The 17,420-nt window shown below is 55.4% G+C and carries 16 protein-coding genes; 13 read left to right on the top strand and 3 right to left on the bottom strand.

The features are described from left to right. Position 1 precedes the first annotated feature (1 nt). The 12 genes from murD to mutT all read left to right on the top strand — a co-directional run bounded on the left by murD (position 2) and on the right by mutT (position 14,524). Complete coding sequence (gene murD / locus ACMGGP_RS02025) at positions 2-1,318, top strand: UDP-N-acetylmuramoyl-L-alanine--D-glutamate ligase (protein WP_010253876.1); 1,317 nt, start codon at positions 2-4, stop codon at positions 1,316-1,318. Beyond that, a complete protein-coding gene (ftsW, locus tag ACMGGP_RS02030) occupies positions 1,318-2,532 on the top strand; it encodes a cell division protein FtsW (protein ID WP_010253879.1) in 1,215 nt (404 codons plus the stop codon). Before murD ends, ftsW begins: the two co-directional genes overlap by 1 nt. Further along, entirely contained in the window at positions 2,529-3,587 is a 1,059-nt protein-coding gene (gene murG, locus ACMGGP_RS02035; RefSeq protein ID WP_010671824.1) for an undecaprenyldiphospho-muramoylpentapeptide beta-N-acetylglucosaminyltransferase, read from the top strand. The genes ftsW and murG overlap by 4 nt, the downstream gene beginning before the upstream one ends. Before the next feature lie 70 nt (positions 3,588-3,657). Continuing rightward, positions 3,658-5,136: a UDP-N-acetylmuramate--L-alanine ligase gene (murC, locus tag ACMGGP_RS02040; RefSeq protein WP_010253883.1), complete on the top strand. Its 1,479-nt coding sequence runs from the start codon at positions 3,658-3,660 to the stop codon at positions 5,134-5,136. Beyond that, on the top strand, positions 5,126-6,046 hold the full coding sequence (locus tag ACMGGP_RS02045; protein WP_010253885.1) for a D-alanine--D-alanine ligase: 921 nt from the start codon (positions 5,126-5,128) through the stop codon (positions 6,044-6,046). The genes murC and ACMGGP_RS02045 overlap by 11 nt, the downstream gene beginning before the upstream one ends. A 16-nt stretch (positions 6,047-6,062) precedes the next feature. Then, positions 6,063-6,887, top strand: coding sequence for a cell division protein FtsQ (ftsQ, locus tag ACMGGP_RS02050; RefSeq protein ID WP_498798097.1), 825 nt, complete (start codon positions 6,063-6,065; stop codon positions 6,885-6,887). Next, on the top strand, positions 6,884-8,140 hold the full coding sequence (gene ftsA, locus ACMGGP_RS02055) for a cell division protein FtsA (RefSeq protein WP_010253890.1): 1,257 nt from the start codon (positions 6,884-6,886) through the stop codon (positions 8,138-8,140). The genes ftsQ and ftsA overlap by 4 nt, the downstream gene beginning before the upstream one ends. A 71-nt stretch (positions 8,141-8,211) precedes the next feature. After that, complete coding sequence (ftsZ, locus tag ACMGGP_RS02060) at positions 8,212-9,366, top strand: cell division protein FtsZ (RefSeq protein WP_010253892.1); 1,155 nt, start codon at positions 8,212-8,214, stop codon at positions 9,364-9,366. 101 nt (positions 9,367-9,467) lie between these two features. Beyond that, positions 9,468-10,385, top strand: a complete 918-nt coding sequence (gene lpxC, locus ACMGGP_RS02065) for a UDP-3-O-acyl-N-acetylglucosamine deacetylase (RefSeq protein WP_010253894.1) — start codon at positions 9,468-9,470, stop codon at positions 10,383-10,385. Positions 10,386-10,684: 299 nt separating this feature from the next. Beyond that, entirely contained in the window at positions 10,685-11,191 is a 507-nt protein-coding gene (gene secM / locus ACMGGP_RS02070; protein ID WP_323054595.1) for a secA translation cis-regulator SecM, read from the top strand. A gap of 74 nt (positions 11,192-11,265) precedes the next feature. Then, entirely contained in the window at positions 11,266-13,974 is a 2,709-nt protein-coding gene (gene secA / locus ACMGGP_RS02075; protein WP_010671827.1) for a preprotein translocase subunit SecA, read from the top strand. Positions 13,975-14,128: 154 nt separating this feature from the next. Next, entirely contained in the window at positions 14,129-14,524 is a 396-nt protein-coding gene (mutT, locus tag ACMGGP_RS02080) for an 8-oxo-dGTP diphosphatase MutT (RefSeq protein ID WP_010253900.1), read from the top strand. Positions 14,525-14,559: 35 nt separating this feature from the next. On the opposite strand, the gene yacG is transcribed toward mutT, so the two are convergent. The 3 genes from yacG to coaE are packed head-to-tail and all read right to left on the bottom strand — an operon-like array spanning position 14,560 to position 16,122. After that, positions 14,560-14,757 (bottom strand): DNA gyrase inhibitor YacG, encoded by a 198-nt coding sequence (gene yacG, locus ACMGGP_RS02085; protein WP_010253903.1) that lies wholly within the window; start codon positions 14,755-14,757, stop codon positions 14,560-14,562. Between the two features lie 8 nt (positions 14,758-14,765). Continuing rightward, positions 14,766-15,509 (bottom strand): cell division protein ZapD, encoded by a 744-nt coding sequence (zapD, locus tag ACMGGP_RS02090; protein WP_033756556.1) that lies wholly within the window; start codon positions 15,507-15,509, stop codon positions 14,766-14,768. A 4-nt stretch (positions 15,510-15,513) separates the two neighbouring features. Further along, on the bottom strand, positions 15,514-16,122 hold the full coding sequence (coaE, locus tag ACMGGP_RS02095) for a dephospho-CoA kinase (RefSeq protein WP_010253911.1): 609 nt from the start codon (positions 16,120-16,122) through the stop codon (positions 15,514-15,516). Positions 16,123-16,356: 234 nt separating this feature from the next. Between coaE and ACMGGP_RS02100 the strand changes: the two genes are divergently transcribed. After that, complete coding sequence (locus ACMGGP_RS02100; protein ID WP_010671832.1) at positions 16,357-17,397, top strand: GMP reductase; 1,041 nt, start codon at positions 16,357-16,359, stop codon at positions 17,395-17,397. Positions 17,398-17,420 lie beyond the last annotated feature (23 nt).

A 17,420-nucleotide genomic window follows, 5' to 3' on the forward strand; every position in this document is an offset into this window, starting at 1 on the left:
CATGGCTGACTATCGGGGTAGAAAAGTCGTCATCATCGGGCTGGGCCTCACCGGGCTCTCCTGTGTTGATTTCTTTTTAGCGCAGGGCGTAACGCCTCGCGTGATGGACACCCGTGTCTCGCCGCCGGGGCTGGATAAATTGCCCGGGCAGGTTGAACGCCATCTGGGCGGCATCAACGGCGACTGGCTGCTGGCGGCCGATCTGATTGTTGCCAGCCCTGGTGTCGCGCTGGCGCATCCGATTCTCAGCGAAGCCGTCGAAGCCGGCATTGAAATTGTCGGTGACATTGAGCTCTTTTGCCGCGAGGCGCAGGCGCCGATCGTGGCGATCACCGGCTCCAACGGTAAAAGCACGGTGACTACGCTGGTGGGTGAAATGGCGAAAGCCGCAGGCTGGCAGGTGGGCGTCGGCGGCAATATTGGTCTGCCCGCGCTGAGTCTGCTGCAGTCACCGGCGCAACTCTATGTACTGGAACTCTCCAGTTTTCAGCTGGAGACCACGCACAGTCTGAAAGCCGCGGCGGCAACCATACTTAACGTCAGCGAAGATCATATGGATCGCTATCCGCTGGGTATGCAGCAGTATCGCGCCGCTAAGCTGCGGGTCTATGAAAATGCACAGGTCTGCATCGTTAATGCCGATGATGCCCTGACGATGCCGGTACGCGGCGCGGACACCCGCTGCGTCAGCTTTGGTGTCGATTTCGGGGACTACCACCTTAACAAGCAGCAGGGCAGTATCTGGTTGCGGGTGAAAGGCGAGAAGGTCCTGAACACGGCCGAAATGAAGATGGTGGGACAGCACAACTACACCAATGCGCTGGCTGCGCTGGCGCTGGCCGATGCGGTGGGTCTGCCACGCGCCTCCAGTCTGGCCGCCTTAACGCACTTTAACGGTCTGGCGCATCGCTTCCAGCTGGTTCATGAGCATCAGGGCGTGCGCTGGATCAATGACTCCAAAGCCACCAACGTCGGCAGCACCGAAGCAGCGCTGAATGGCCTGCAGGTGAAGGGAACGCTGTGGCTGCTGATGGGCGGTGATGGCAAGTCGGCCGATTTTACGCCGCTGATCCCCTGGCTGCAGGGCGACAATGTGCGCCTTTACTGCTTTGGTCGCGATGGCGATGCGCTGGCGGCGCTGCGTCCTGAAATCGCCGTGCGCACTGAGACCATGCGCCAGGCGATGGAGCAGATTGCGCCGCAGGTTAAAGCAGGCGATATGGTTCTGCTGTCGCCAGCCTGTGCCAGCCTTGACCAGTTCCGAAACTTTGAGCAGCGCGGTGAGCAGTTCGCGCAACTGGCGAAGGAGCTGAGCTGATGCGTATTCCTGGCGCCGGACTGGCGGGATATTTCTCAGGACGCCTGAAAGACTGGGTCATGGGCGCACGCGAAAGTGATGACTCTTCGCTGGTGCTCTATGACCGCACACTGCTATGGCTGACGCTGGGCCTGGCGGTGATTGGTTTCGTGATGGTGACGTCGGCTTCAATGCCGGTGGGTCAGCGTCTGAATGACGATCTCTTTTATTTCGCCAAGCGCGATGCCTTCTACATCGTGCTGGCTGTATGTATGGCGCTGGTCACGCTGCGGGTGCCGATGGATTTCTGGCAGCGCTACAGCAACGTGATGCTGATGGTCACGGTCGCGATGCTGCTGATTGTTCTGGTGGTCGGTAGCTCGGTTAACGGTGCATCGCGCTGGATCGCGCTGGGTCCGCTGCGTATTCAGCCTGCAGAGCTGTCGAAGCTCTCTCTGTTCTGCTATCTCGCCAGTTATCTGGTGCGCAAAGTGGAAGAGGTGCGTAACAACTTCTGGGGCTTCTGTAAGCCGATGGGCGTGATGGTGGTGCTGGCCGTGTTACTGCTGGCGCAGCCGGATCTCGGTACGGTGGTTGTGCTGTTTGTGACGACCCTGGCGATGCTGTTCCTGGCGGGCGCCAAACTGTGGCAGTTCCTGGCAATCATCGGTTCCGGCATCTTTGCGGTGATCCTGCTGATCATTGCAGAACCCTACCGTATGCGCCGTGTGACCTCGTTCTGGAACCCGTGGGAAGATCCCTTTGGTAGCGGCTACCAGCTGACCCAGTCACTGATGGCATTTGGTCGCGGGGAATTCTGGGGCCAGGGGCTCGGTAACTCCGTGCAAAAGCTGGAATATCTGCCCGAAGCGCATACCGACTTTATTTTCGCCATCATCGGGGAAGAACTCGGCTACGTCGGTGTGGTAATGGCACTTTTAATGGTATTCTTCGTCGCTTTTCGTGCGATGTCGATTGGCCGTCGTGCTCTGGAACTGGATCAGCGTTTTTCCGGCTTTTTAGCCTGTTCAATCGGAGTCTGGTTCAGCTTCCAGGCGCTGGTTAACGTCGGTGCGGCAGCCGGTATGTTACCGACCAAAGGTCTGACCTTACCGCTGATCAGTTACGGTGGGTCAAGTCTGATCATTATGTCGACTGCCATCGTCTTTTTATTACGCATAGATTATGAAACGCGCCTGGCGAAAGCGCAGGCGTTTACCCGAGGTGGTCGATGAGCGGTAAGCGATTGATGGTGATGGCAGGCGGAACCGGCGGACATGTCTTTCCCGGTCTGGCTGTCGCCCATCATCTGATGGAACAGGGCTGGCAGGTCCGCTGGTTAGGCACTGCCGACCGTATGGAAGCCGATCTGGTGCCAAAGCACGGCATCGACATCGACTTCATCCGCATCAGCGGATTACGTGGTAAAGGCATGAAGGCGTTGCTGCTGGCACCGCTGCGCATCTTTAATGCATGGCGTCAGGCCCGTCGCATCATGAAGGCCTGGCAGCCGGATGTGGTGCTGGGCATGGGTGGCTACGTTTCCGGTCCTGGCGGCTTAGCGGCCTGGAGTTGCGGTATTCCGGTGGTGCTGCATGAGCAGAACGGTATTGCCGGGCTGACCAATAAATGGCTGGCGAAAATCGCTAAGAAAGTATTGCAGGCGTTTCCGGGCGCGTTTCCCGCCGCCGATGTGGTGGGAAATCCGGTTCGCACTGATGTACTGGCACTGCCTTTACCCGCGCAACGTCTCGCGAATCGTCATGGCCCGATACGGGTGCTGGTGATCGGTGGCAGTCAGGGTGCGCGGATACTGAACCAGACGCTGCCGCAGGTTGCCGCGCTGGTGGGTGATGAGATCACCCTGTGGCATCAGACCGGTAAAGGGTCGTTGCCCGAAACAGAGAAAGCTTATCAGCAGGTCGGGCAGACGCAGCACAAGGTGACCGAGTTTATTGATGACATGGCTGCCGCCTACGCCTGGGCTGATGTGGTGGTGTGCCGCTCCGGCGCGTTAACCGTGAGCGAAGTCGCTGCCGCTGGCTTACCGGCGATTTTCGTGCCATTTCAGCACAAAGATCGCCAGCAGTACTGGAACGCGCTGCCGCTGGAGAAAGCGGGCGCCGCCAGAATTTTTGAGCAGCCGCAATTTACTGCGGAGGCTGTAGCGGATCAGCTACGCCACTGGGATCGCGCAACACTGCTGACGATGGCTGAGCAGGCCCGTCAGGTGGCGATCCCCGATGCGACTGAACGGGTCGCTCAGGAAGTGGCTCGCGCCGCAAAGTAATCATTCCGGTCAGCGTGTCTGACCTGTACCCGGACTGGGTACAAACTGAAATAGCAGGTAACTGAGAGCGATGAATACACAACAATTGGCAAAACTGCGTTCTATCGTGCCCGAGATGCGTCGCGTCCGGCACATCCACTTTGTCGGCATCGGCGGTGCTGGCATGGGCGGTATTGCCGAAGTGTTAGCAAATGAAGGCTACCATATCAGCGGTTCAGATCTGGCCCCTAACCCGGTGACGCAGAACCTGATTGCGCTGGGTGCCACCATTTATTTTAACCATCGCCCCGAAAACGTGACCGATGCCAGCGTTGTGGTGGTTTCCAGCGCCGTTTCGCAGGATAACCCCGAACTGGTGGCGGCACGTGAACAGCGTATCCCGGTGATCCGTCGCGCGGAGATGCTGGCTGAGCTGATGCGTTTTCGTCACGGCATCGCCGTTGCGGGTACCCATGGCAAAACAACCACCACGGCGATGGTGTCGAGTATTTATGCGGAAGCGGGTCTCGATCCGACTTTTGTTAACGGTGGACTGGTCAAAGCAGCAGGCACCCATGCCCGTCTGGGTCACAGCCGGTATCTGATTGCTGAAGCGGATGAGAGTGATGCGTCGTTCCTGCATCTGCAGCCGATGGTGGCGATTGTGACCAACATCGAAGCTGATCATATGGACACTTATCAGGGCGATTTTGAGAACCTGAAGCAGACGTTTATTAACTTCCTGCACAACCTGCCGTTTTACGGTCGTGCGGTGATGTGTGTGGATGATGCGGTTATTCGTGACCTGATCCCACGCGTGGGACGCCATATCACCACGTACGGTTTCAGTGATGATGCTGACCTGCGCATTGAAAATTATGAACAGAGTGGCGCGCAGGGGCATTTCACCTTGATCCGTCAGGATAAAGCACCGCTGCAGATTACGCTGAACGCGCCGGGTCGCCACAACGCCCTGAATGCGGCAGCCGCCGTCGCCGTCGCCAGTGAAGAGGGCATTGAAGACAATGCTATCCTGGCTGCGCTGGAGAGTTTCCAGGGCACGGGCCGTCGCTTTGATCTGCTGGGTGAATTCCCGACAGAGCCGGTCAATGGACAGCCGGGCACCGCGATGCTGGTTGATGATTACGGTCATCATCCCACCGAAGTGGACGCGACAATTAAAGCCGCGCGCGCAGGCTGGCCGGATAAAAAACTGGTGATGGTGTTTCAGCCGCACCGTTACAGCCGAACCCGCGATCTGTTTGATGATTTCGCCAACGTACTGTCGCATGTGGATGTGTTGCTGATGCTGGATGTTTACTCTGCCGGTGAAACCGCTATTCCGGGTGCTGACAGCCGGTCGCTGTGCCGTGCGATTCGTAATCGCGGCAAGGTGGATCCGATTCTGGTGCCGGAACATGACGCGCTGCCAGAGATGCTGGCACCGCTGCTGTCAGGCAATGACCTGATTCTGGTGCAGGGAGCCGGTAACGTCGGCAAGGTTGCCCGCAAGCTGGCTGACACTAAGCTCCAGCCGGAACGCAAAGCGGAGGATCGTCATGGCGGATAAAGTTGCAGTATTAATGGGTGGCACCTCGGCAGAGCGCGAGGTTTCGCTGAACTCAGGTCAGGCCGTCCTCGCCGGATTACGGGAAATGGGCATTGATGCGCATGGCATTGATACCCGTGATGTCTCTGTGCTGACGCTGAAAGAGCAGGGCTTTACCAAAGCCTTTATCGCACTCCATGGCCGGGGAGGAGAAGATGGCACGCTGCAGGCGGTGCTGGAGTTCCTGCAACTGCCGTACACCGGCAGCGGCGTGATGGCATCGGCCGTGACTATGGATAAGCTGCGCACCAAGCTGCTGTGGCAGGGACGTGGTTTACCGTCAGGAAAGTTTGTCTGGCTGACGCGTCAGCAGTTTGATGCCGGTCTGGACGCAGAAAACAACGCGGCAATTGCGGCACTTGGCCTGCCGTTGTTCGTCAAGCCAGCCTGCGAAGGCTCCAGCGTGGGCATCAGTCGGGTTAACGATCTGAGCGCGCTGCCGGCGGCACTGGACATGGCGTTTAAGCACGACAATGACGTGCTGGTCGAAGCGTTTCTCAGCGGCGCGGAGTACACCGTCGCGATTGTGGGCGATCGTATTCTGCCCTCGATTGAAATAAAGAGCGCCAGCGAGTTCTATGACTATGAAGCTAAATACATTTCTGACGATACTCAGTACGTCTGTCCGGCCGATTTAAGCGCTGAACGTGAAGCGGAATTACAACAGCTGGTACTGGCGGCCTGGCGTGCGCTGGGATGTCGCGGCTGGGGACGGGTTGATGTGATGACCGACGGGGAAGGGCGCTTTCAGTTACTGGAAGCCAATACCTCACCGGGCATGACCAGCCACAGTCTGGTGCCAATGGCAGCGAAACAGGCGGGCATGAGCTTCCCGCAGCTGGTTGCCCATATTCTGGAGCTGGCCGACTGATATGTCACAGGCGGCGATGAGAGTTCGAAACCGTGAACCGCAGGAGCGTATTCGCACCGGGCGCAGTAACGGTGCCCGACTGTTCGGCATTATTTTTCTGCTGATCGTCATCGGGATTATGGTGGCCGGCGGGCTGGTGGTACTGAAGTGGATGAACGATGCGTCCCGGCTGCCATTGTCAAAACTGGTGGTGACAGGACAGACGCACTACACCACACACGATGATATTCGTCAGGCGATTTTGTCGCTGGGTCCGCCTGGTACGTTTATGTCTCAGGATGTGGACATCCTGCAGCAGCAGATTGAGCGGCTGCCCTGGATTAAGCAGGTCAGCGTACGTAAGCAGTGGCCGGACGAACTGAAGATCCACCTTGTGGAGTACACACCGGTGGCGCGCTGGAACGATTTGCACATGGTGGATGCTGAGGGTGTCTCCTTCAGCGTACCCGCCAGTCATGTCGGCAAAGAGACAATGCCGATGTTGTACGGGCCGGAAGGGAGTGAGAAAGAGGTCCTGGCGGGCTATCACAGCATGGATGATGTGCTGAAAGCCCGGAAGTTTACTCTAAAGGTGGCGTCGATGACGGCGCGGCGTTCATGGCAGCTGGTCACCAGCGACGATGTTCGTATCGAACTGGGCCGCAGCGACACCATGAAACGACTGAATCGCTTTATTGAGCTCTACCCGGTGCTGCAACAGCAAGGTCAGAACGAGAGCAAACGTATCAGCTACGTGGATTTACGATACGACTCTGGCGCTTCTGTTGGCTGGACACCGATCGTGATGGAGCCACAGGACAGTAATCAGCAACAGAACCAGGCACAGGCTAAACAACAATGATCAAGGCAACGGACAGAAAACTGGTAGTTGGACTCGAAATCGGCACTGCGAAGGTTGCCGCCCTGGTTGGGGAAGTTCTGCCCGATGGTATGGTCAACATTATTGGGGTGGGCAGCTGCCCTTCCCGCGGTATGGATAAAGGTGGCGTAAACGACCTTGAGTCGGTGGTGAAATGCGTTCAGCGCGCCATCGATCAGGCTGAGCTGATGGCAGATTGCCAGATCTCCTCCGTCTACCTTGCTTTATCGGGCAAACATATTAGTTGTCAGAACGAAATCGGGATGGTTCCGATTTCCGAAGAGGAAGTGACTCAGGATGATGTAGAGAACGTCGTACATACCGCCAAATCGGTGAGAGTACGTGACGAGCATCGCATCCTGCACGTCATTCCTCAGGAATACGCCATCGACTATCAGGAAGGGATTAAAAATCCGGTCGGGCTTTCCGGCGTGCGTATGCAGGCGAAAGTGCATCTGATCACCTGCCACAACGATATGGCGAAGAACATCGTTAAAGCCGTTGAGCGTTGCGGGCTGAAAGTGGATCAGCTGATTTTTGCCGGTCTCGCCTCCAGTTTTGCCGTTCTGACTGAAGACGAACGTGAGCTGGGCGTGTGTGTTGTCGATATTGGTGGCGGTACAATGGACATAGCCGTATATACCGGCGGCGCTTTACGGCACACTAAGGTTATTCCGTATGCAGGCAACGTCGTTACCAGCGACATCGCCTATGCGTTTGGCACACCACCAACGGATGCTGAGGCGATCAAAGTGCGCCATGGTTGCGCGCTGGGCTCGATTGTCGGCAAAGATGAGAACGTTGAGGTGCCGAGTGTGGGCGGACGTCCACCACGTAGCCTGCAACGTCAGACGCTGGCTGAAGTGATTGAGCCGCGTTACACCGAACTTTTGAATCTGGTCAATGACGAGATTCTGCAGTTACAGGAACAACTGCGTCAGCAGGGCGTGAAGCATCACTTAGCCGCAGGCATTGTCCTGACCGGTGGTGCAGCGCAAATCGAAGGACTGGCGGCCTGTGCGCAACGCGTATTCCATACGCAGGTGCGTATCGGACAGCCGCTGAATATTACCGGCCTGACTGACTATGCGCAGGAATCGTACTACTCCACTGCCGTGGGACTGTTGCATTACGGCAAAGAGTCGCACATGAACGGTGATGCAGAGACCGAAAAACGGGTCTCAGTAGGTAACTGGTTCAAGCGTATTAACAGTTGGTTAAAAAAAGAGTTTTAATTTTTGTGAAAGGGGATCATGCTGTTTTCTTTAGTGATCTCCAGGCGACAGGCACATAACGGAGAGAAATCATGTTTGAACCTATGGAATTAACCAACGACGCGGTGATTAAAGTCATCGGCGTCGGTGGCGGCGGCGGTAACGCCGTAGAGCACATGGTACGCGAGCGTATCGAAGGTGTGGAATTCTTTGCTGTGAATACCGACGCGCAAGCGCTGCGTAAAACAGCTGTCGGCCAGACCATTCAGATCGGTAATAACATTACCAAAGGTCTGGGTGCGGGTGCGAACCCGGAAGTGGGCCGTAACTCTGCAGAAGAAGATCGCGAAGCACTGCGTTCTGCGCTGGAAGGGGCAGACATGGTCTTCATCGCAGCAGGTATGGGCGGCGGTACCGGTACCGGTGCAGCGCCTGTCGTGGCTGAAGTGGCTAAGGAGCTGGGTATCCTGACGGTGGCGGTTGTCACCAAGCCGTTCAACTTCGAAGGCAAAAAGCGCATGGCGTTTGCCGAGCAGGGGATCGCCGAACTCTCTAAGCATGTCGATTCACTGATCACCATTCCAAACGACAAGCTGCTGAAAGTGCTGGGCCGTGGTATCTCTCTGCTGGATGCGTTTGGTGCAGCTAATGACGTGCTGAAAGGTGCCGTTCAGGGTATCGCTGAGCTGATCACCCGTCCTGGCCTGATGAACGTCGACTTTGCTGACGTGCGTACCGTCATGTCCGAAATGGGCTACGCAATGATGGGTTCAGGCGTCGCGTGCGGTGAAGATCGTGCGGAAGAAGCGGCTGAAATGGCGATCTCCAGCCCACTGCTGGAAGATATCGACCTTTCTGGTGCGCGTGGCGTGCTGGTCAACATTACGGCGGGCTTCGACCTGCGTCTGGATGAGTTCGAGACCGTGGGTAACACTATCCGCGCCTTCGCCTCTGACAACGCGACCGTCGTGATCGGTACTTCACTAGATCCGGAAATGAATGACGAACTGCGCGTCACCGTGGTGGCAACCGGTATCGGCATGGACAAGCGTCCTGAAATCACCCTGGTAACCAACAAGCCAGCCAGTCAGCCAGTGATGGATCATCGCTATCAGCAGCACGGTATGTCACCGCTGCCGCAGGAGCAGAAACCTGCTGCCAAAGTCGTTAACGACCAGGCTGCGCAGTCGAACAAAGAGCCCGATTATCTTGATATTCCGGCCTTTTTACGTAAGCAGGCCGATTAGGATTAACCCTATAATTGGGATTCTCCGCTCTTTGTGCTAAAGTCTCTGTCCGCTGGTAAAGTATACTGGCGGTCGGACAGGTGATATTGCGAGATAATACGATGATCAAACAAAGGACATTAAAACGTATTGTTCAGGCGACTGGTGTCGGTTTACATACCGGCAAAAAAGTCACCCTGACATTACGCCCTGCGTCGGCTAATACCGGGGTCATCTATCGTCGCACCGACTTGAATCCACCGGTAGATTTTCCGGCTGATGCAAAATACGTGCGCGACACCATGCTGAGTACCTGCCTGGTGAATGATGAAGGCGTGCGTATTTCCACGGTTGAACACCTCAATGCCGCCCTGGCGGGTCTGGGTATCGACAACATTATTGTTGAAGTCGATGCGCCAGAAATCCCGATCATGGATGGCAGCGCAGCACCGTTTATCTATCTGCTGATGGATGCGGGCATCGAGCAGCTCAACAGCGCGAAGAAATTTGTGCGTGTTAAGCAGACCGTGCGTGTGGAAGAGGGTGACAAATGGGCCGAGATCAAACCGTTTAACGGCTTCTCGCTTGATTTCACCATCGACTTCAAACACCCGGCTATTGATTCCAGCTCACAGCGTTATGCGATGAACTTCTCTGCTGACGCCTTTGTTCGTCAAATCAGCCGGGCGCGTACATTTGGCTTTATGCGTGAAATCGAATATCTGCAGTCTAAAGGCCTGTGCCTGGGCGGTAGCTTAGATTGTGCGATAGGTCTGGATGATTTCCGCGTACTGAATGAAGAAGGCCTGCGTTTTGAGGACGAGTTTGTCCGTCACAAAATGCTGGACGCGATTGGCGACTTGTTTATGTGTGGTCACAACATCATTGGCGCATTCACTGCGTTCAAATCGGGCCACGCGCTGAACAACAAGCTGCTGCAAGCGGTTCTGGCTAAGCAGGAAGCCTGGGAATGGGCAACCTTCGAAGACGAAGCTGAACTGCCGCTGGCATTCAAAGCACCGAATCTGGTTCTGGCTTAATACCCCGGAACGTGAAACGGCTGGTTATGCTGACACCCTCTCCGGTCAGCGGCGCCAGCCGTTTTTTATTGCCTCTTATCACACGCCTGATGACTGCGACCTCGCTCGCAAAGCGTTGTCTGTTCTGCTGATTTGCTGAACAATCACACGCGTTTTCTCTCGCCATCACTTTAATCCCAGGTGTGGATGCCCCACATTAATGATACTATCTGTGGCGCTTTTACAGGCCGAAATCCGTTGCGGCTCGCGGCGGGTACCAGAAAACAAGAGCGCAACAGAGCATGCGCGATGGAAAGGTTGTGATCGGGATTCTTCTGCGCTGGCGACAATTAGGTAGACGCTACTTCTGGCCTCATCTCCTGTTAGGGATGGTAGCGGCCAGCTTTGGCCTGCCAGCCTGTGCGCAAAGCTCCGAACTCAACGCGTCGTCTGAATCTCCGGCCAGCAGTCTCTTTCTTGGCAATGCCACACGCTTTGATCACCTGATCCGGCTGCAGGAAGCATCCCGACGCCCGAGCTTCAGCGTGGATTACTGGCATCAGCACGCCATCCGTACCGTTATTCGTCATCTCTCTTTCACGCTGGCGCCCCAGGCGCAGGCGGAGCAACAGACATTACCGCTGGCGGCACAAAAGCTGGCGCTGATCGACTCACTGCATAGTTTACTGACATCACATTCTGCGCTGCACACTGCACCGCAGCAGATCTCTACGCCGCCTCTTTTCACGGCCGTTACCCGTTCATGGGTAGAGTGGCATGCCAGCGTGCATGGCATTCGCGCCGGACCTGCCCGATTGTTCTGCTAATATTTTTGGTTTTATTCACTCTGTTAAGATTTCGCAGTCCGGAATGCTCCGGCTGAATTGAGAATATATTTACTATGTTAAGCAAAATATTAACCAAGGTTTTTGGTAGCAGTAACGATCGTACCCTGCGTCGTATGCGTAAAGTGGTGGACGTCATCAATAAGATGGAGCCCGATTTTGAGAAGCTCTCTGATGATGAACTGAAAGCGAAAACTGATCTGTTCCGCGAACGCCTGAAAAAAGGTGAATCGCTGGAAAGCCTGATCCCGGAAGCGTTCGCAACCGTGCGTGAAGCGAGTAAACGCGTGTTCGGGATGCGTCACTTCGACGTGCAGCTGATCGGCGGCATGGTGCTGAACGATCGCTGCATTGCTGAGATGCGAACCGGTGAAGGTAAAACGCTGACCGCAACGCTGCCAGCCTACCTGAATGCGCTGTCCGGCAAAGGCGTTCACGTGGTTACCGTCAACGACTATCTGGCACAGCGTGATGCGGAAAATAACCGTCCGCTGTTTGAGTTCCTGGGTTTAACCATTGGTATCAACATGTCGGGCCTGCCGGCGGTGGCAAAGCGTGAAGCTTACGCAGCAGACATCACCTACGGCACTAACAACGAATATGGCTTCGACTACCTGCGCGACAACATGGCTTTCAGCCCGGAAGAGCGTGTACAGCGTAAACTGCACTATGCGCTGGTGGATGAGGTCGACTCCATCCTGATCGATGAAGCGCGTACGCCGCTGATCATCTCTGGTCCGGCAGAAGACAGTTCTGAGCTTTACACCAAAGTGAACAAGATCATCCCTCATCTGGTTCGCCAGGATAAAGAAGATACCGAAACCCATCAGGGTGAAGGCGACTTCTGGGTCGATGAAAAAGCACGTCAGGCTCACATGTCTGAGCGCGGTCTGGTCAAAGTGGAAGAGCTGCTGGTCAGCGAGGGCATCATGGAAGCGGGCGAGTCACTCTACTCTCCGACCAACATCATGCTGATGCACCACGTCACCGCGGCGCTGCGTGCACACGCACTCTTTACCCGCGATGTGGATTACATCGTGAAAGATGGCGAAGTGGTGATTGTTGATGAACACACCGGCCGTACCATGCAGGGTCGTCGCTGGTCTGATGGTCTGCATCAGGCGATTGAAGCGAAAGAAGGCGTTGAGATCCAGAACGAGAACCAGACGCTGGCCTCTATCACCTTCCAGAACTACTTCCGTATTTACGAGAAGCTGGCTGGTATGACCGGTACCGCTGATACCGAAGCATTTGAATTCAGCTCCATTTATAAGCTCGACACCATTGTCGTGCCGACTAACCGTCCGATGGTGCGTAAAGATCTGGCTGACCTGGTCTACATGACCGAGAAAGAGAAGATCGATGCCATTATCGAAGATATCCGTGAGCGCACCGCCAATGGTCAGCCGGTGCTGGTGGGAACCATCTCGATTGAGAAATCAGAAGTGGTCTCTAACGAACTGACCCGTGCCGGTATCAAACATAACGTTCTGAACGCCAAATTCCACGCCCGCGAAGCGGATATCGTGGCGCAGGCTGGTCAGCCGGGTGCGGTCACTATCGCCACCAACATGGCCGGACGTGGTACGGATATTATGCTGGGCGGCAGCTGGCACGCTGAAGTGGCCGAACTGGAAGAGCCAACTGAAGCGCAAATCGAAGAGATTAAAGCGGCATGGCAGATTCGTCATGATGCGGTTCTGGCGTCAGGTGGCTTGCACATCGTCGGTACTGAGCGTCACGAATCGCGTCGTATCGACAACCAGCTGCGTGGTCGTGCAGGTCGTCAGGGTGACGCCGGTTCTTCTCGCTTCTACCTGTCGATGGAAGATGCGCTGATGCGTATTTTTGCCTCAGACCGCGTCTCGAATATGATGCGTAAACTGGGCATGAAGCCAGGCGAAGCGATTGAGCATCCGTGGGTCACCAAAGCGATTGCCAATGCTCAGCGCAAAGTTGAAAGCCGTAACTTCGATATTCGTAAGCAGCTGCTGGAATATGATGATGTGGCTAATGACCAGCGTCGTGCCATCTACAGTCAGCGTAATGAGCTGCTGGATGTGTCTGACGTTAGCGAAACCATCAACAGCATTCGCCATGATGTCTACAAAGTTACTATTGATACTTACATTCCGCCGCAGTCGCTGGAGGAGATGTGGGACGTGCCAGGCCTGGAAGAGCGTCTGCGCACTGACTTCGATCTGAACCTGCCGATTGCAGAGTGGCTGGATAAAGAGCCCGATCTGCATGAAGAAGTGCTGCGTGAGCGCATCATGACCCATGCTATGGAAAGCTACGCTGAGAAAGAAGAGATCGTTGGCGCAGAAATGATGCGCAACTTCGAAAAAGGCGTGATGCTTCAGACGCTGGATTCGCTGTGGAAAGAGCATCTGGCCGCGATGGACTATCTGCGTCAGGGCATCCATCTGCGCGGCTATGCGCAGAAAGATCCGAAGCAGGAGTACAAACGTGAATCCTTCGCCATGTTTGCTGCGATGCTTGAATCTCTTAAATATGAAGTGATCAGTACACTGAGCAAAGTCCAGGTGCGCATGCCAGAAGAAGTTGAAGCGATGGAGCAACAACGTCGCGAAGAAGCTGAACGTCTGGCACAGCAACAGCAGCTGAGCCATGTTGAAGAGGATCTGCTGGCAGCCGCAGAGCCTGTGGCGGAGCAGAGTGGTGAACGCAAAGTCGGCCGCAACGATCCCTGCCCATGTGGTTCCGGTAAAAAGTACAAGCAGTGTCATGGCCGCATCGCCTGAGACTGAATGCTAATAAAAAAGGAGCCGCTGGCTCCTTTTTTTATGGTCTCTGCCACCCAGGCAACAGCGACTCCGCTGAGCTAAAGCGGTTAACATCCGCTACGGCATGCTCTAACATCAGGCTTCATTCACCCATTACTACCGGATAGTCTCCATGAAGCACCTGCAGGTTGCAGTTGGCATCATTCGCAATGCCAGTAAACAAATTTTCCTTGCCCAGCGCGCGGCGACCTCTTACATGGCGAACAAGTGGGAGTTTCCTGGCGGTAAGATTGAAGCGGGCGAAAGCGCCGAACAGGGATTGATAAGGGAACTTCAGGAAGAGACCGGGATTGAGGTCACCGAGGCACGCCCGATTGGTCATGCAGACCACAGTTATGACGATCTGCGCGTGACGTTGCATTTCTTTCTGGTTGAAGGGTGGAAAGGAGAGCCGTGGGGCAAAGAGGGTCAGCCGCAGCGTTGGGTTGATCAGCATGCGCTGGTCGCGGAGGAGTTTCCGCCCGCGAATCATCAGCTGATTGCGCGTCTGATCGCCGGCGAACTCTGAGCGGATGGGGCTGCGCGCCCCATCCGGTTCAGCTATCAGCGATCCTCTTCACTCCAGTTGTCGCTGTCGTTCATATCGTCGCGGCTGGGAATGCGTTTCTCTTCTGCGGCCCATTCACCTAAATCAATGAGCTGGCAGCGCTTACTGCAAAAGGGGCGCCACGGGCTGAGTTCATCCCAGATCACATCTTTGCCGCACTGCGGACAGGCAACGGTCATCACTTCTTGCTGCATTTTTACCTCTAACAACAGGCCAGTTGAAAATTAAGGCGGGCCGGAACTTCACCACGCTCACTATCAAGCGGCATAAAACGAATGGCGTAGCGGCTTTTATGTCCGGACACCTGTGGATAGAGCGCATCCTCCAGCGACAACTGCAGTCGCAGCAGATCGGCGCCTTCGGCATTATCCTGATAAAAACCATTAAGGCTGGTCTGCACATGAAACGCGCCGGACTGGCGGATCAGATCCAGTATCATCGCCAGCGCATGATGCAGTGGCTCCAGCGTCAGCATCCAGGCTTCGACCTGCGCATCGCGTGCTTCCTGCGGCAGATGGAGCCAGATGTGCAGGCCTGGCAAATCAAAGCTGCAGCATCCTCCAGGGATGCTCAGACGCTGCCGCACCAGGGCAATCAGACGGTCCTCGCGGAGTTGCTGGCCCATACGTGGGGCATTCATCAACTGCGTTGACTGAATTTTGAGTTTATCGCGCAGGGCATTAACCAGCGTCATATCAACACCTGGCACATCAGCCCATGCACGTAACTTTTGCTGCTGACGCTCCAGCTCTTTTAACAATTCAGTACGCATATCGCCCCGCTCAAAAATGTCGAGCAGCTCGCTAATCAGGCGAAAAAAGGTCAGCGCATTAACGGTTTTATCCAGTGGGACAATTTCATCTAACTGATTGATCAAAAACTCAACCCGTAACCAGGTTCGCATTTTTTCATTCAGTGGGTGTTCAAACAGAACGGGTGTGCTCATGGTATTAATCCTGTTTCGTTGCCGCCAGCCTGAGATAGCGCTGATGGAGTTCGGCAACCTGCGGCAAGGCGTCGTCGGGCTCGCCACTGTTATCAATAATGTCATCGGCACAGGCGAGGCGCTGCTGGCGCGTCGCCTGTGCGGCAAGAATGCGTTTCGCCTGCGCGACGGAAAGATGATCACGCTGCCGGGTGCGCGCTAACTGCGTTGCCTCATCAACATCCACCACCAGTACCCGATCAGCCTGGTGCTGTAACTGATTTTCCACCAGTAGCGGCACCACCCAGAGCACATAAGGTGTGGTGGCTTCGGCGATCAATTGACGCGTCCGGGCATTAATCAGTGGATGCAGCAGCGCGTTTAACCAGCTTTTCTCTTCCGGCTGCTGAAAAATAATGTCGCGAAGCCGGCTACGATCAAGCTTCCCCTCATCAGTCACTATCGACGTGCCATAGCGCGCCTGAATGGCCTGCAAAGCGGGGGTGCCGGGTTCGACAACTTCACGTGCTATCAGGTCAGCATCAATAATTTCCACGCCAGACGCTGCGAATGCCTGGGCAATCGTACTTTTACCACTGCCGATCCCCCCTGTAAGCGCGACGATATAGGGCATGTTTCTCACCTGACTTCTCTTTTCGACAGGGCTTCAGGGTAATGATCTGAATAAAAAACGCAAAAATGCGCGTCAGATCACACCGATAAAGCACAATTAAATTTAACGGATTGTAGCGTAAATAAAGTGAAATTCGCAGTCTTGTCGCGCAGCGAGAGGCGCGTATCATAACGTCACTGGAGCTGTGCTTACTTCGTGAACGACGATTCATTGCCACTTACCAGGACACTGTTTATGCGTATTGAAGAAGATTTAAAACTGGGCTTTAAAGATGTCTTAATCCGCCCCAAACGCTCCACGCTGCAAAGTCGCTCACAGGTTGAGCTGGAACGCAGCTTTACCTTCAGACATTCGGGCCTTAGCTGGAGCGGCGTACCGATTATCGCCGCCAACATGGATACCGTCGGCACATTTTCAATGGCTGAGGCGCTGGCCAGCTTCAATATCCTTACAGCAGTCCATAAGCATTACAGCGTAGATGAGTGGCGCGCGTTTATTCAGCGCGTCCCCGCGACGGTATTGAAACATGTGATGGTTTCAACCGGCACCTCGGAGGCCGATCTCAATAAACTGGTCGCGATTATGGCGCTGTCAGACGATCTGCAGTTTATCTGCATCGATGTGGCCAACGGTTACTCTCAGCATTTTGTTGATTTTCTGCAGCGCGCCCGTGAAACCTTCCCGGCTAAAACCATCTGTGCCGGTAACGTGGTAACGGGCGAAATGGTGGAAGAGCTGATTCTCTCTGGCGCGGATATCGTTAAGGTCGGCATTGGCCCGGGTTCGGTCTGTACAACCCGGGTGAAAACCGGCGTGGGCTATCCGCAGCTTTCCGCTGTCATTGAATGTGCCGATGCGGCGCATGGCTTAAGCGGACAGATTGTCAGTGATGGCGGCTGCTCAGTGCCTGGCGATATTGCGAAAGCGTTTGGCGGCGGTGCCGACTTCGTGATGCTGGGTGGCATGCTGGCGGCACATGATGAGTGTGAAGGGCAGGTGGTTGAAGAGAATGGCGAAAGCTTTATGCTGTTTTACGGCATGAGTTCCGAATCGGCGATGAAGCGTCACGTTGGCGGTGTCGCGCAATATCGCGCAGCAGAAGGTAAAACGGTGAAGCTGCCATTACGTGGCCCGGTTGCTGACACCGCGCGCGATATTCTGGGTGGACTGCGTTCCGCCTGCACTTACGTGGGTGCGGAGCGGCTGAAAGAGCTGACCAAGCGCACCACCTTTATTCGGGTTAATGAGCAGGAAAACCGCGTTTTCAACCGATAGTCATCCGGGGCGCAGCCTGCGCC

The organism is Curtobacterium sp. BNK-1 (assembly GCF_048685235.1).
Taxonomy (GTDB): domain Bacteria; phylum Pseudomonadota; class Gammaproteobacteria; order Enterobacterales; family Enterobacteriaceae; genus Pantoea; species Pantoea agglomerans.

Excerpts from the sequence above, each read along its gene's own strand:
- yacG (WP_010253903.1), bottom strand. The coding sequence starts at position 14,757 with ATGCAGCAAGAAGTGATGACCGTTGCCTGTCCGCAGTGCGGCAAAGAT.
- ACMGGP_RS02045 (WP_010253885.1), top strand. The coding sequence starts at position 5,126 with ATGGCGGATAAAGTTGCAGTATTAATGGGTGGCACCTCGGCAGAGCGC.
- ftsW (WP_010253879.1), top strand. The coding sequence starts at position 1,318 with ATGCGTATTCCTGGCGCCGGACTGGCGGGATATTTCTCAGGACGCCTG.
- ftsZ (WP_010253892.1), top strand. The coding sequence starts at position 8,212 with ATGTTTGAACCTATGGAATTAACCAACGACGCGGTGATTAAAGTCATC.
- zapD (WP_033756556.1), bottom strand. The coding sequence starts at position 15,509 with ATGAGCACACCCGTTCTGTTTGAACACCCACTGAATGAAAAAATGCGA.
- murC (WP_010253883.1), top strand. The coding sequence starts at position 3,658 with ATGAATACACAACAATTGGCAAAACTGCGTTCTATCGTGCCCGAGATG.
- mutT (WP_010253900.1), top strand. The coding sequence starts at position 14,129 with ATGAAGCACCTGCAGGTTGCAGTTGGCATCATTCGCAATGCCAGTAAA.
- ACMGGP_RS02100 (WP_010671832.1), top strand. The coding sequence starts at position 16,357 with ATGCGTATTGAAGAAGATTTAAAACTGGGCTTTAAAGATGTCTTAATC.
- secA (WP_010671827.1), top strand. The coding sequence starts at position 11,266 with ATGTTAAGCAAAATATTAACCAAGGTTTTTGGTAGCAGTAACGATCGT.
- ftsQ (WP_498798097.1), top strand. The coding sequence starts at position 6,063 with ATGAGAGTTCGAAACCGTGAACCGCAGGAGCGTATTCGCACCGGGCGC.
- murG (WP_010671824.1), top strand. The coding sequence starts at position 2,529 with ATGAGCGGTAAGCGATTGATGGTGATGGCAGGCGGAACCGGCGGACAT.
- coaE (WP_010253911.1), bottom strand. The coding sequence starts at position 16,122 with ATGCCCTATATCGTCGCGCTTACAGGGGGGATCGGCAGTGGTAAAAGT.
- lpxC (WP_010253894.1), top strand. The coding sequence starts at position 9,468 with ATGATCAAACAAAGGACATTAAAACGTATTGTTCAGGCGACTGGTGTC.
- murD (WP_010253876.1), top strand. The coding sequence starts at position 2 with ATGGCTGACTATCGGGGTAGAAAAGTCGTCATCATCGGGCTGGGCCTC.
- ftsA (WP_010253890.1), top strand. The coding sequence starts at position 6,884 with ATGATCAAGGCAACGGACAGAAAACTGGTAGTTGGACTCGAAATCGGC.